Here is a 15051-nt window from a genome sequence, read left to right on the forward strand (position 1 = left end):
GAAAGCTTGGCGCTTTTATACTCGGCATCGCGGTGTATTGATATTGAGCGACTCAAGAGACCTACTTGAGAGATCAATTTAAATCATCTGCAAAACAAGCAAAAAAAACTTTAGCCATCAGGAGACAATTTTGAAAAAAACAGTATTTGCACTAGCTGCCCTAGCCGCACTAGGATGTTCTGGCACTGTACTTGCACAGTCCAATGTCACTATTTATGGTTTGATTGACGCCACCATCAGCACCACCAATAACGCCGATAGCAAAGGCGATCGCCTGACGCAAATTCCCGTCGCATGGTTCAGTGGGAACCGTATCGGATTTAGAGGTCAGGAAGACTTGGGCAGTGGCCTCAAAGCACTATTTAAATTAGAGGCAGAATATGTTGTCGGTACCGGTGCAATGGATACCCCTGGTGTCTTGTTCAACCGCGACGCTTGGGTCGGTATGCAAAGTGACGCCTTGGGCCGCATAACGCTCGGTCGTCAAAATACACTTGCACGTGATTTTGCTCAAGTTTATGGCGACGCATACGGCTCCGACAAACTTGGCCTGGAAGAAGGGGGCTTCACCAATAATAATAACTTCAAGCAAATGATTTTTTATGCAGGTAGCGCAACCGGAACGCGCTACGATAATGGCCTCGTGTGGAAAAAGGTATTCGACAATGGACTCGTCGCAGGCTTAGGCTATCAATTTGGCGAAGTGGCGGGATCATTCGCGAACAACAGCACAAAATCTGTCGCACTCGGATACAACGGCAGCAATTTTGTATTGTCCAGTTTTTACAATGAAGCCACTGTCGGCAACTCACTTGACCGCTCAACGGAACAACACAAATCGTATTCCCTCGGTGGCAGTTATTTCGTGAATAGCCTAATTCGCTTGAATACCGGTTACTTCCATTACACGGCAGAACAAGGCGCACTGGGAAAGCGTAAGGATGATGCTTACACCGTATCTGCCAAGTTGACACCACAAGGCCCGTTCGACTATGAAGTCGGCTACCAGTCAATGAAGGCTCACAACGCTGCCTATAATGTGTCAGGGACAGGTACCTTAAACGCCTATTCCAACGCAAGCTTTTCTACTACGGCAGGAAGCGGGAAAAAATCTACCGTCTTCGGCTCCGCTTTCTATCATTTGTCCAAGCGCACTGAATTGTACTTAGCTGCGGATTACATGAAGCTCACAGATGGCTATCGGGTAGCCTCTGCAAATGGGTTCAAAAATCAAACTGAACTCGCTGTCGGTATGCGTACCCGTTTCTAATTCATACAACGATGTAGTCAACATTATCGATGTCTGATATGCCTGTTCGATGCGGCAAAACCCTGCCGCATCGAACCTGGTTAAGCGTCTAAAACCCGGCAAGTTGACGTGCACAGACTAAAAGTGCGTTCCGATAATAATCTTTAATACCCATCGATCTGCAATCTGCATCAGACCGCGCCCTCCTCCCGCGTTGATATCTATACCACCCATCTCTTGATCCAACATTGCATAGTATGTTTTGCAATTTTTGCTGAGCGCCTGAGGGTCTGTCACCGATTCCACTTCATTGTATATCTCATTCAACTTGCGCCAGTTCTTGTTCTTCTGATTTTTTTCGATTCGCTGTGCGATCAACAGGATCGACTTCTTCCTTAAGAAAAAAGCCGCGATGTCCTGTTGATAACCTATTTACTTGCGTTGACGCGTACGCAAAGTTAATCCCATCAGTACCAAACCGGTCAGCAATAGCGGATAGGTTTCTGGTTCCGGCACAGCAGTTGGCGTCACTGAAACATTATCTAGCGTAGCGTCAATGGAATTGCCGTTCGCAATATTTGCATCAGCGAAATTGATAACCGTTTCGTTTGAGATTGCTGTGAAGTCAAATGCGTACGCGGTCATTAACTGCGCGAGGCTTCCAGTACCATATGCGGTGTATTGCGAAGCGAAGATCGATGGTCCCGATATATCATTTACGCTTACGTTCAAATTTTGAGGTCTCCCACCTCCAGTGATTGCTCCATAATCAAAACTTAGCGCATACGTTTGTCCAGCTACCGTAATGAGATCTTGTTTGATCGACCCGCCAGCCATATCGCCGGCACCAAATAAAGCGACGTTTCCGTTAGGATAGTTAGCATCGGTCCAGCCATACTGCGCATAAACATTCCCAGAGGTTACCTTTACATTTCCATTGAAATTCCAACCAGATTGCCCATTTTCGAAACCGCCGTTAGTAACCAGTTGTGCCGTAGCGTTCGCACTTCCTGCTGCTGCAAGTAGCACCAGCGCAGAAATTTTTATCAAAAGACCCGTTTTCATCGCATTCCTCTAAAAAATATAAATCGTCATGTAATTGCTCATGGTGCTTCGACGGCTATTAGGCATTTTTCGTGCCAAGAACTTTTAGCTATAAAAAACAATGTGTTACAAGGCAAACTAATTTTTTATAAACATAACTGTAAAAAAAGTCGACAAATAGCGAGAGACTATTGACGAACGGCTTCTTGATCCCAACGACCAATGAATCTTTAACGGCAGCTTTCGTCCGTCGGCTTTACCTATCGATCCGATTGAAAATATTACGTATGTAAATTGGGATCAACGGTCTACACTCCCTCAGGTACCAAACTGCTAATAAACTCAGGAGAAAACCTTGTCAACTGAACCACAATGCCCTTTCACGAGCGGTCCCAGCAAATCCCCAATGGCTGGCGCTAGAACAAACGCTGACTGGTGGCCAAATCAACTGAACCTCAAGACTCTGCATCACAATTCGCCCGTCTCCGACCCGATGGGCAAGGCGTTCAATTACGCTGAGGAATTCAAAAGTCTCGACCTGAAGGCGGTGGTCAACGACCTGCATGCGTTGATGACAGACTCACAAGACTGGTGGCCTGCGGATTACGGTCACTACGGACCGCTCTTTGTCCGTATGGCGTGGCACAGCGCAGGCACATACCGCATCGCCGATGGTCGTGGCGGCTCTGGCTTTGGCACGCAGCGATTTGCGCCCCTCAATAGTTGGCCGGATAACGCCAGCCTCGACAAAGCACGACGTTTGCTGTGGCCGATCAAGCAAAAGTATGGCAAAAAAATCTCATGGGCCGACCTGATAGTTCTCACGGGAAATGTCGCCATGGAGTCGATGGGATTCAAGACCTTCGGTTTCGCCGGTGGGCGCGAGGACGTATGGGAACCACAAGAAGACATTAATTGGGGTTCTGAAGATACGTGGCTTGGCGACAAACGTTATAGCGGCGACCGCGAACTCGAACAGCCTCTTGGTGCGGTGCAGATGGGCCTGATTTACGTCAACCCGCAAGGGCCAAATGGCAACCCCGACCCACTCTTGGCCGCACGCGATATCCGCGAAACATTCGCCCGCATGGCCATGAATGACGAAGAAACAGTCGCGCTCTGCGCGGGCGGTCACACCTTCGGCAAATGCCATGGCGCAGCGTCAGAGGACCACGTCGGCCGCGAACCCGAAGGCGCCGAAATCGAAGAGCAAGGCTTAGGCTGGAAAAATTCCTTCGGTAGCGGCAAAGGCGTCGACACGTTCACCAGCGGTCTCGAAGGCGCATGGACTGCCACACCAACTACGTGGGACAACAGCTACTTTGACACTCTGTTCGGTTATGAATGGGAGCTGACCAAGAGCCCCGCCGGTGCCCACCAGTGGACTCCCAAGAATGGTGCGGGAGCCGGGACTGTACCGGATGCCCACGATTCAACGAAGCGGAATGCGCCATTTATGTTGACCACCGACCTCTCGTTGCGGATCGACCCTGCCTATGAAAAGATTTCTCGCCGCTTTCACCAGAATCCACAAGAATTCGCAGAAGTGTTTGCCAAGGCCTGGTACAAGCTGACCCATCGCGACATGGGCCCGGTCGCGCGTTACCTTGGTGCGCTTGTTCCGAAGGGACAGTTGCTGTGGCAAGACCCGCTTCCGTCAGTCGATCATGAATTGGTCGGTGAGCAGGACATTGCGGCACTGAAAGCTGCGGTCCTCGCATCAGGACTGTCCATCTCTCAACTGGTCACGACTGCCTGGGCGTCGGCGGCAACGTTCCGCGGAAGTGACAAGCGCGGCGGTGCCAACGGTGCGCGCATTCGCCTTGCGCCGCAGAAGGACTGGGAGGTGAATCAACCGGTTGAATTGGCCAAGGTGCTTCAGGCCCTGGAAGTAATCCAGAAGAATTTCAATGGCGCGCAATCGGGCGGCAAAAAGATTTCTCTCGCGGATTTAATCGTTCTGGGCGGCAGCGCTGCCGTTGAGGCAGCGGCAAAAAAGGGCGGCCACGACATCACGGTTCCCTTCTCGCCAGGGCGCACAGATGCTTCACAAGAGCAGACCGATGCGCACTCATTCGCGCCACTGGAACCAGTAGCAGATGGGTTTCGCAACTACCTCCGCAAGGGACTTGAAGGATCAGCGGCTGAACTACTGGTGGATCGGGCTAACTTGATGACGCTCAGTGCTCCCGAGATGACAGTACTGATCGGTGGCATGCGCGCGTTGAATACAAACTTCGGACAAACCAAGCACGGGGTGTTGACCAAACAGTCCGAAACATTGACCAATGATTTCTTCGTGAACTTGCTCGACATGAGCACGAAGTGGCAGAAGTCAACTACGTCTGAAGGCGTATTGGAAGGGCTTGATCGGGCAACAGGCGAACCCAAATGGACAGGTACGGTGGCTGATCTCGTGTTCGGCTCCAACTCCCAACTGCGCGCTATCGCCGAAGTGTATGCCAGCAGCGACGCGCAGCAAGCAATGGTGCATGACTTTGTTGCAGCCTGGACTAAGGTGATGAACCTGGATCGTTACGATCTTGCTTGATTGCAGATAAAAGTCCTGCGATTTCACTGACTAATCGCGCGATAGTTGGCTATGCAGCTATGATTAAAAAGCCCCGAAATTCGGGGCTTTTTTTGTGCGGTGGGAACAGAAAATTATACCGACTGTCGCTGAAAGAAGAGTAAAAGGACTCAACCGGTTGTGCTGAATCCTTTCATCTAAATTGCAAATTGCAAATTGCAATCGACTATACTTTACGACGACGGACAAATACTAAACCTGCTAACGCAACACCAAAAAGTGCGATCGAGCCTGGCTCGGGAACAGCGGTTCTTTCAGTGCCAAGCCACGAAACTATATTGTTAGCGAACGCTGCATCGTCTGCGCCGCTAGTACCGTCTGCACCAATAGAACCATTCTGCCAGTTAGTATCACCAATGAACAGAAGCTGTCCAAGGCCAACGTTATAAACGGCCGCCATACCATTTGCCGTTAGCAACGTCGGGCTCGCTTTCGTTGGATCGACAGCTGACCAGGTATTGAACTTTATATTTGTGACACCGGCCACCAATGCGTTGCTCCCTATAGTTGCATAAGTTCCGTTATCACCGCCGGTATGGATATCTGCAGCGCCAAATAATCCCAGAATGGAGGCTGTCGACACTGACCACGGCCCAGAATCAGAACGATCAGTCACATACACGGCACGCCCACCAGAGTTCAAAAAACTGAGCAGGTTGCTTTGTTCCGTGCCATTTAAAACATTTGTACCGCCATTCATCCATAGCCCAGTCGCAGAACTCACAGCGCTTGCACTGTTGAAATCTGTTAAAGCAACCGTGTCACCAGCTGCTGCAAAAAGGGCGTCAAAGCCCGAACCACCACCGAGGCCACCAAAACCACCAACACCCGAGCGATATCCAATAACGGATGCGCTGGCAGTGCCAACTAGCAGGACACTCATTAACGCCGCAGCTCCGAGTACTTCAAGCGTTCTTTTCAAAAAAATTTTCACTTTTCATTCCCTCAAAATATAAACTCAACTCCGAATAAATCCACGTCTTATCTTATTCAACGAGGATATTGGCTTCACATGCCGATATTCAGAAAAATAGCAAGAACTGTGCCAAAACTCTGAGTACGGAGCGTTTTTTGGGTGATTCTCTTTAAGAATCATCTACTTATCTATAACCTCTACATCAGCGCGATTGAGATGTCTGGACAAGCCTGACGCCGAATGTAAAAAATTCCGACACGTTGTTCGTAGCGCCCTGCACGCCCTTCCCCGCTAAGTGATTGATCAATATATCAATGTCTTTAATCACCAGAACTGTCGATGACGCGCAACTAAGACGAATCCAAATACAACACGTCGTCATTTTTGCGAGATAAACACAGGATTGATTAAAGTCATGCCATCAAAATATAAGACATCGCAGCCAAAGCTTTACCGAAATTGTCAGGCCTTATAAAGACGCCATTGGATAAATAAGTCGATCAACGTACCGCCCTGCCGCCAAACAATCAAATCTTCGCAAAATCACACCAATGCTCTATACTGTTTTCGTCCTTACAAAAAAGGGAACGGGTTTAGCAGCCTGACTTATCCAAAGTGCACAAAAAAACGGCGCACTGCCGTTTTTTTGTGCACTCACCTTTGTTGCGCCTTTTTGGGGGGCAATGGTGGGGAGGCTTCGGCCTGCCGGTTGCTTTGGATACTGGTCTGCTAACCCTGCCATTTGCCGCCCACCCCGTTTAGCAGCGGGGCGCGGTTTCATCCTATCCAAGGAGTCCGCAATGTCTCGCACCACCACGTCTAACCTCGCCCACCCGCAATTCGTCACGGCGGCACAATCATGAGCAAGCCGCCAATCACGCCATCCGACGAAGCGGAATTTCCGGAGGCTCATCACAAGCCATTTTCATGGCTGCCTTCTCACCATCAAACAAATCCGCACGCGCAGTTTTTTGCCATGACGGTGGACGTCTGCGAAGGTATCTCGACCTGTATTGATTTGGCGCATTCAAGCAATTCGGATAGAGATACCGATACGGCACCGACGCTCGATATCATTGCCACGGAGCGCTTGTTGCGGCTCGCGTTGATGTCATCGCAGATGCTGGCCGAGATGGCTGCGCGTCGGATTGATGGAATGAGCGATCGTGCTATCGTGCCAGCGGCATCACGCTCTCCCTTAGCTTCTTGATTTGACGCTCCGATCATAGTTGTGATCGGGGCGTTTTATTTACTGGCCATCACGCGATGGCGCTGACGTTTAGGCCGTGGGGTGCCTGCGCGTCCAGCACAGCCAGATCAAGTTAGTCTGAGCTTCAGAAATCATTCTGTACACAAACAAAAGGTCAGCAATGTCGCCGACCTTTTGCGCAGCCATCAAACAATTCTGCGGTGACCTCGTGGGTTAAACCCAAGGGATATATCTCAGAATATTAAACTTGTTGTTTAGGGTGTGGTATCGCTACTAGTTTCAAACAATTCACGTACCAGAAGTTTTGTGACTCGAGCATTCATATCGTCAGGTGAAGCGTCGCGCTTATGTCTCAATTCTGCTTGTTCAGCACCTGTTTTGGGTAAAGCTTTTGACATATGCTGAAGCCATGCGACAAATAGATCTGGCATCATAAATGCTTTAATTTTTTCATCAGCCGGCCCTTCGAACACTTTTTTTATAAAGCCCCTAAAGCGCTCATGACTAATATGCGTATTGACACCCTCAGGTAAATACTGACTGAAGCTGGATGGCAATACTTTCTGGAAATGCCTCAGAAAACTCCTTTTTGCGTGAGATAGTCCTTTCACATATCTCAGAAATGCGGCCGGCGAACTGAGTAACACGTCTGCTTGCCGACGTAGCCCGTTTTCTGAGCAGTACCCATATTTTGATCTGTCGCCAGTTAGATAAATTTCCTGTTTACCGTCGGGTATTGCTAAATGTGATATCTCATGTTGTAAGGTTTCCTGTAAGGCAGTGGGGTGATTGATTGGTGATAAAAATGTTGTAGTCGTTAGATAAAGCTCACCCCGTTTCAGGCCATTTTCGTGCGTGTAGGCTAAAACCTCGTCGGCAAAGAGTGCCGTTTCTTGAGGAATGCCTTCTATGTGTTTTTGCATGTTATATCGATACCGTATCCCCTCTGGGCTGACCAACGGCGAGATAATGCGTAATTTATCGATACGCACTGGGGCAGCGTAACCCTTAAATTTTGAGAGTATTCGTATGATTTCATCTTTGTACCCTGACGTTATCTTTTCCGGGGCAACGTGAAAATACGCAGCAACTTGCTCCCAAAATGATTCAGGCGCAATCTCTGACCAGTCCAGCAACTGTCCCGTAAGTTCATGGCTGTTGGCATATGCGGCGCTAATATCATCGGCAAAGTATGGTCCAAAAGTATGACGTATTTCGGACAAACCTTTCGCGCGTATCTCGAATGTCCAGCCCGCAGCCCTGGTAACCTCTGAGGTTAAAGGAGGACCAAATACCCTTTTCCATAAGCGCGTTGTGATTCTTTGTTGCGGTTTGACATAATTGATTTCGTATTCGTCACTTAACTGATTCAACGTGTTTACTTTTGTGTTGTAAATATCTTTCAGTTCACTAAAGGTCCGCTGGTTATTGCAAAGTCTTAGGCTCGACTCACAGATATCTTGCAACACCGCGGCCTGCCCTCCAAAATCATCATTGGGCTCACGTGCGAGCCGTAACTTCATTTCGCCCCAAAAATTCGTTAGGCTTAGTAACCGATCTTTTGGTATGCCGTCACCTCCCCATTTAAACGTCTTCATTTCGTTGATTACCCTCGGCGACATTAATTTTTCCCCTTTATTCATTCTCGTGGTTAAAATGAAAAAAAGTTGTGTAATGTGCGGATTATTGTGAAACAATTTTCGAATTTTTTCAACGTCGCGACTCATTTCCAGTCGCAGTAACGGACGCTCATAATAAGGACGCGTTTCAACATCCATTGCAACAAGCTGGTTTATTGCCTTTGTACGCGCGGACTCTCGCGGTAGGGGGGCGATCTTAAAGTTTAGCGCACTGCAACTTGCTTTGGGACCTTCGGGTGGCGCTCGCCTCGCCCTGCATTGTTTTTCTTCAAATTCACCAGCAGAAAGTTCTTCGAATGCATTTTTTCTGTCTGGGCCATAACGATATTGGGTCTTACCGCTCTTATCCTGAAAGCTGAGGACAAATTGATCAGGGTTAGAGTTATCAATGTACATCGTCGATGTTGACCAACCTTCTGGTAAGTTGAATCCTTGTTCCAAGGCTTCGTTAAAAGAGACAATAGTCTCAGGAAGACTGGTGACAGGGGTAATCAAATGATTATTTGTTACGTGCCAGTTAACGCCGTCATATTTCATATCAAGGCGTAAGTCTTTTGGAATACCTTCTCCCATAATACGACGCTCCCCGTCGGCTTTGATTTCCTTCTCCAGCAAATAGAATTCGCCTTTAAGCTGTATATACTCGCGGTCTCCTATGCTGTAGACACCGCGCTCTACCTGCTCCGGCGTATGATCAAAAAAACTCTGATACTCAACTTTGCGTACCCCGTTGAGACGTTTGTTGTCATACAGCATCTCAGCTATGCCTGCCGAAGATACGCGTTTTGGAAAGTTTTTTATGAACATCCACAAAATTTGTGGATCTTCATCGATCAAATGTCCATATCCCTGAAGCCATTGCTCAGTCTGCAATTCCAATTTTTCTTCCGATTCATTCCAGAGGTAACTCACTCTTTTTCCTGAATGATCTAACGCCATAACCAGATATATCGGCCCACCATCAGACTTCTGGATGAGCCCTTTGGGAGATAAGTTGTGCGGCACATTGAGGGTATTTCCCTGAACTGAAATTTTGTTCGGGAGCGCCTCGACTATGACGGGCGCGGTATCGAAAAATTCGGAAATACCAGTTCTAAAGTGTAAATCTTCAGGCTTTGTAGCGACGTGCGCGCGCTCCCCCGGTTTGATTTTTTCATCCGCCAGATCGGCCATTGGGCCTGTTTTTGGCATTTGCTCTGATAAATGCTTTTCGACCTGAGATGTCGCAAATTCGTCTGCACTTCCGTAGTTAAAAGCAGCTCGAACAGACGGTATAAGGTACTGCGCCTCGTTTATTTTAATCAATCCGGTGAAACAAAATAGTGCATCTGTTCCTATCGCCATTCCTTGTTCCGCTCGTCCCTCATCGGTTTTTGCGGGCAGTGCGATCATTTCAGCTGTATCAAGGATGGCGATCACGCAATTACCCTCTGGAATCAATCCAATAATGAATTTTCCAAGCGCATAAATATTAGAATGAAAGATTTCTTCAGTCCAGGTCTGAGGATGCGGTTGCGAGGGCGACGTCTGTGGAATTCTTTTATGAATTGCTGCAGGAAATATCTGTAATTCACTCACCACGAAGGCGATTTCGTCTAGATTTGTTGCAAAACCAAAGATCGAGGGAGCCTCGAAGGTGGTGTGATCGGACGGAGGGAACCGAATGCCGCTTGTGAAGCTGGCATGATGCTTGTTCACATACTCCGTGACCCCACCAGCTTGCTGTATTTGCTCCGTAATTTTGGAAACAACGGGTGCCCCCCATGAGCGCTCTTCGGAAAACAAATAATAGTCGGAAGATACCGCGTCGTTTATCGATCCGGTTCGTATGATCAAGCCAGATGTTGCAGTAAATGCAGCTTTATAAGAGATATCAGCGTGTTGCGCGTCATATAAAATTACTCTTGGTAAAAACACTTCCAAATGAGCAACCTTACCTGAACGAATTAAATTATTACGATCGGTTATTGGCAATTGCGCCAAGCCAAAATTATATAAATTATATTTACTGAGTAAAAGTTCTTCTAACGCATTCTTCGATTGCTGTTTGTGAAGCACATTTTCAGTACTCCGATCATTAATAATCCACGAGAAATGCTCCCCCTTTTCCTGGACTGCCTGCATGAGCCGGATCTTTGGAAGTAAGGGTGTCATCAGAGAAGCTAGTCCGGATTTCATCCGCTCAACATGACTTCCAAGACGTTCATTTGGCGTATTTTTTGTAAGCGAATTACAGAAACGTATCAGTGCAGGCGCTGTTGTCAAAGGCCATGCCGCAGGAGACAAATCGATCAAACTATGCAGTCCCGCTTCACGCAGAGCGGCGGGAGTAAGAGCTGACCTGAATTTTGGTGGGAATTGATTAATAAAACCCGCGCCTATGCTCATTAATGTGCCATCGTAACTTAAGTAGGTCGTGTCACGAAAGTCCGGGTCATCAATATTAAGTTGCGCGCTGAGCAAAGGATCAATCGCACGCAATGCCGCCTCGACAAACCACTTTGAGAGCGTGTTCAACCAGTGACGATCGGCGGTATTGAGTAAGGGTACGTGCAGCTCTAGCCGCTTACGAATCGCTGCTTCGGTACGCACAGTAAGCTTGGACAATGTATCCAGCGTTGGGTTAGTTGCCAGTTCGGTGGTCACGCTACTGTGTATGAAATTTTCTAAGGCCTGATCGCCTGATGGCCCATTTATCTGCGCTAAAGCATTGAAGAATAACTGCGCAACCTCGTTCCGCAATTCTGCTTGCGGTCTGGCCGCCTGGGGTTCCGCGGGATCATACGCAGAAACATGATTATCATCCTTGGGATGCTGGGCTTGCATCGCGTATTGCAACACCGTGTACTCGTATTGGTCCACAATTGCATCGCCCCCCCATGTGCGTGATATTAATGGTGCGAACGCGTCCAGGAGTTGATAAATATCTGATTTGTAATTCTGGCGTTCAAGTGCCAGTCCCTTCAATCGTTCGTCCTGCGGAATATTCGCAGGCCAGCGGTGGTAAGCGTTTATCCCGCTCACGATTGCTCCCGTGTCGATCAAAAAATAAGCATCACTTATGTTAAAAGAAGGTTTTGCAGTGTTGGTGATAACGGAACCAGAGGAAGATTCGACAGTTATGTTGGATAGTGCGGTAGAAGTACTTTCATTCCCATAAGGAAGCTCTATTTTGTGCTTTTCGTTACTGGGCCTCCAATAGGCTTCATTAAAATCGTCAAGTCTAGCGCAATCAACACCCGTCATCCGAGGCTTCGGCCACGTCGGCAGGCTGTCGTATACATACTTTCCATACGTTAGCAGGCCGTTTCCGATTTCTCCCAATGAGGGGAGATGTGAGGTCGCGACCGCAGCCGTACCATTGTTCGGGCCTTTAACAGGCGTAGGCAGATTAGGGTCTATAGTGGTATTCGGAAAGCCAGAAAAACGCGTTCCCGTCTGCGCACAATACACTTTTAATAATTGCGCTGGTTTACATGCATTTATCGCTAATAGGACTGCAAACGCGAATCCTGTTTTGTTGATCGGTTCTGTGGTGGCCCGTGCTTCAACACCAGAAACCAATTCAGGAACATCATAAAACTCAGAGTAACCAGCTCGCAATGCATTCATTTCAATTTCTATCTTTTTTTTATTTATTTCTTCGCTTTTAATTTCCATATCAATGCGTTGCCTGCGCGTTTGCCTTGGCGCTTTTGCATAATGGGATGCCTTCACTTTATGCGGTGATGCGTCAAAACCGTTACACCTTGTGACGCGAGCGCTAAATTCGGAAGCAGTACCGTGACGTGTCGTGGAACTCCCGAGAGAAGTTGAAGGCGTTCGGGTAGGAGTGATACGAAACATGAGCATCCTTTGATGAATTTAATGACAGTTAACGACAAACAACTTAGAGGCTGTGAACACTGACTTTTCTACACCTATTACGGCAAATTAATGGTGCATTTTGTGAAGCCATGTCGGTAAAAACTGTTTGGTAATAGCTGAACGAAGATATAAAAATGAAGCTGATGCAGGCTGCTTGTCTCTCGCAAGGAAAAAACCGCAACTACATCCTGCTAGACACAAACGACAACAGCTCAAAGCTACGGTAGGGTAATCATTTAATGCGTTTGCTTCTCTAAATTATCACCGCGCCCTTTATCTGTCGCTAGGACAAGAACGAAAGTTTGATTTGTCATATCCTAGAGCGTTCTGACACACAAAAAACTGCAAGCCTTTCCTAAAAAAATAAGACAATAAGAGAAACAAAAAGGATTTCGCCACAGATAGGTGCAGGCCATCCCGTTGCGTTGGTCGCTTCCGTGAGCCAAGTCCGCTTCCAAACCATTTAAATCCTTCGGTCATTGCATTGCCAGAACTCAATTGAGTGCGGGTGTGCACAAGTGCACCTCAACGTGAATACAATCTGCGTGTTTGTTGAGCCATTTGGCGACATGCCGATAAAGCGCGAAAGCATTATCAATTTAAACATAACTGTTTTACGATAAAGAAACTTGGCTGAGAGCGAGTCGGGACGATGGTATCTTTAACGTGTGGACTATAAAAAATTCTTCGAGATTGAGAGACAGCACATGAAATTACGAAGTAGCCAATCTTTTGCACGACTATTAACGTTAGCTGCGATGACAAGTCTGGGCGTCGCAGGATGCGCTGGAGGTCATATTGACCGCCCTTCCTCACCCGCTAAGGTTACCTTGGCCTGCGCACAGTTAAACGGCATGAACATTCCCGCTACGTCAATCGGCTTGCCAACCACGGGCGCGCTGGTTACCAGCAGCGTAACCGTTCCCGCATCTGGAGCCGGGCCTGCCGCAGTCGGAGAGTATTGCAAAGTGCTTGGCGCTATCCATCCTTTGGACGCGCACGCGCCCAACATTCAGTTTCAGATTAACCTCCCGACCAACTGGAACAGCAAAGCAATGATGTTTGGAGGCGGGGGATATAACGGTACCATCGCGCAAGGAACCGGCAACGTTCCGGCAGGCCCTGTAGACCAACAAATACCACTTGGACGCGGCTACGCAACCTTTGGCAGCGATTCGGGGCATCAGGCGAATGCGAATGGCAGCCGCGATGGGACTTTTGGCATGAACGATGAGGCGCTGAAAAACTTTTCCAGTGATGCATTGAAGAAAACCCATGACACAGCGATCGCCATCATTAAAGCCCGCTATGCAACCCCTATTCAAAAGACTTATTTTGCGGGTGGATCAACCGGCGGACGTGAGGCCTTGATCGCAGTGCAAAACTGGCCAGCGGACTTTGATGGCGCGATCGTTCTTTATCCCGCATGGAACGCTGCCAGTCTGGATCTGCAATTCGGACGGATCACCCGGCAACTCTCTCAACCGGGCGCTTATCCTAACCGCGCCAAGCGCAAAGTTTTGTACGACGCCGCTATCGCTGCATGCGACATGCTCGACGGCGTCAGCGACGGTCTGATCAGTAACGAGCGAGCCTGCAACGCCATTTTTAATCCATCGACAGCGACGCTAAACGGCACGCCGATAAGGTGCGAAGGCGGTGCCGATACAGGCGATACCTGTCTTTCCGATGCGCAGATTACCTCTTTCAATGTGATCAATACGCCACTTGATCTGCACTACACGTTGGCCAGCGGAGAAACAACGTATCCCGGTTTTAATACATGGGGTACGGATTTTGGGATTCCGGGCACGGCAGGCACTAAGGCGCTTCAGCCCACGGTGCTCACCCTTTCCCTTGGCATCGAACAACCAGCGAACCCGATGCCGCCGATCACGGCGACTTCCAGTCCTCCTTACAACGGCACTTTTTGGGATCAATGGGTCAAATATTTTGTGACGCGTGATCCTCAATTCAATTCACTAACGCTTGATCCCCAGAACCCCGGAGCATTACAGGCGCGCATTGTGGAACTGACCGAAATTCAGGATCTGAATAAAACTGATCTGTCTGCGTTCCAAAGCAAGGGCGGGAAAATTTTGATGGCGCACGGATTACATGATGCGTTGGTGAGCACAAGGGCCACCGAACAATACTTTTCCCGCGTGCGCAAGACGATGGGTGCAGTGAAGGTCGATAGTTTTATGCGGTTTTACGAAATTCCGGGCTATGGTCATGCAGCAAGCAGCGTGTTTAATGCGGCGTGGGATTCGCTCACAACGCTTGAAAACTGGGTAGAAAAAGGCACCGTCCCAACCATGCAGATGGTCGCCGATACCGCTGGTGTACCAGGCCGCACCAGGCCTTTGTGTGAATATCCCGAGTGGCCAAAATATAAAGGCGCCGGCGATGTTAACACCGCGCAAAGCTTTGTCTGCGCTTCTCAATAGCAAAAATAACGGTGCGATGCGGTCGCAATTTTAGTGCGACCGCATCCGATTGGATTCCGGCGCATTGATCGTTTAACGATATAGC

General features: G+C 48.5%; 7 protein-coding genes. 4 read left to right on the plus strand and 3 right to left on the minus strand.

Annotation, left to right across the window (positions count from 1 at the left end):
• Positions 1-130 precede the first annotated feature (130 nt).
• Entirely contained in the window at positions 131-1270 is a 1140-nt protein-coding gene (locus RGU75_RS00220) for a porin (RefSeq protein WP_322232264.1), read from the plus strand.
• A gap of 411 nt (positions 1271-1681) precedes the next feature.
• Here the strand turns inward: RGU75_RS00220 and RGU75_RS00225 are convergent, their stop codons facing one another.
• Positions 1682-2314, minus strand: coding sequence for a DUF642 domain-containing protein (locus RGU75_RS00225; protein WP_322232265.1), 633 nt, complete (start codon positions 2312-2314; stop codon positions 1682-1684).
• 334 nt (positions 2315-2648) lie between these two features.
• Between RGU75_RS00225 and katG the strand changes: the two genes are divergently transcribed.
• On the plus strand, positions 2649-4844 hold the full coding sequence (katG, locus tag RGU75_RS00230; protein ID WP_322232266.1) for a catalase/peroxidase HPI: 2196 nt from the start codon (positions 2649-2651) through the stop codon (positions 4842-4844).
• A gap of 205 nt (positions 4845-5049) precedes the next feature.
• On the opposite strand, the gene RGU75_RS00235 is transcribed toward katG, so the two are convergent.
• Positions 5050-5817 (minus strand): PEP-CTERM sorting domain-containing protein, encoded by a 768-nt coding sequence (locus RGU75_RS00235; protein ID WP_322232267.1) that lies wholly within the window; start codon positions 5815-5817, stop codon positions 5050-5052.
• A gap of 841 nt (positions 5818-6658) precedes the next feature.
• Here RGU75_RS00235 and RGU75_RS00240 point away from each other — a divergent pair.
• On the plus strand, positions 6659-7009 hold the full coding sequence (locus tag RGU75_RS00240) for a hypothetical protein (RefSeq protein WP_322232268.1): 351 nt from the start codon (positions 6659-6661) through the stop codon (positions 7007-7009).
• Between the two features lie 254 nt (positions 7010-7263).
• Here the strand turns inward: RGU75_RS00240 and RGU75_RS00245 are convergent, their stop codons facing one another.
• A complete protein-coding gene (locus RGU75_RS00245) occupies positions 7264-12309 on the minus strand; it encodes a hypothetical protein (RefSeq protein WP_322232269.1) in 5046 nt (1681 codons plus the stop codon).
• A gap of 914 nt (positions 12310-13223) precedes the next feature.
• Here RGU75_RS00245 and RGU75_RS00250 point away from each other — a divergent pair.
• On the plus strand, positions 13224-14966 hold the full coding sequence (locus tag RGU75_RS00250; RefSeq protein ID WP_322232270.1) for a tannase/feruloyl esterase family alpha/beta hydrolase: 1743 nt from the start codon (positions 13224-13226) through the stop codon (positions 14964-14966).
• The last annotated feature ends 85 nt before the right edge of the window (positions 14967-15051 follow it).

This window comes from Glaciimonas sp. CA11.2, assembly GCF_034314045.1.
GTDB lineage: Bacteria > Pseudomonadota > Gammaproteobacteria > Burkholderiales > Burkholderiaceae_D > Glaciimonas.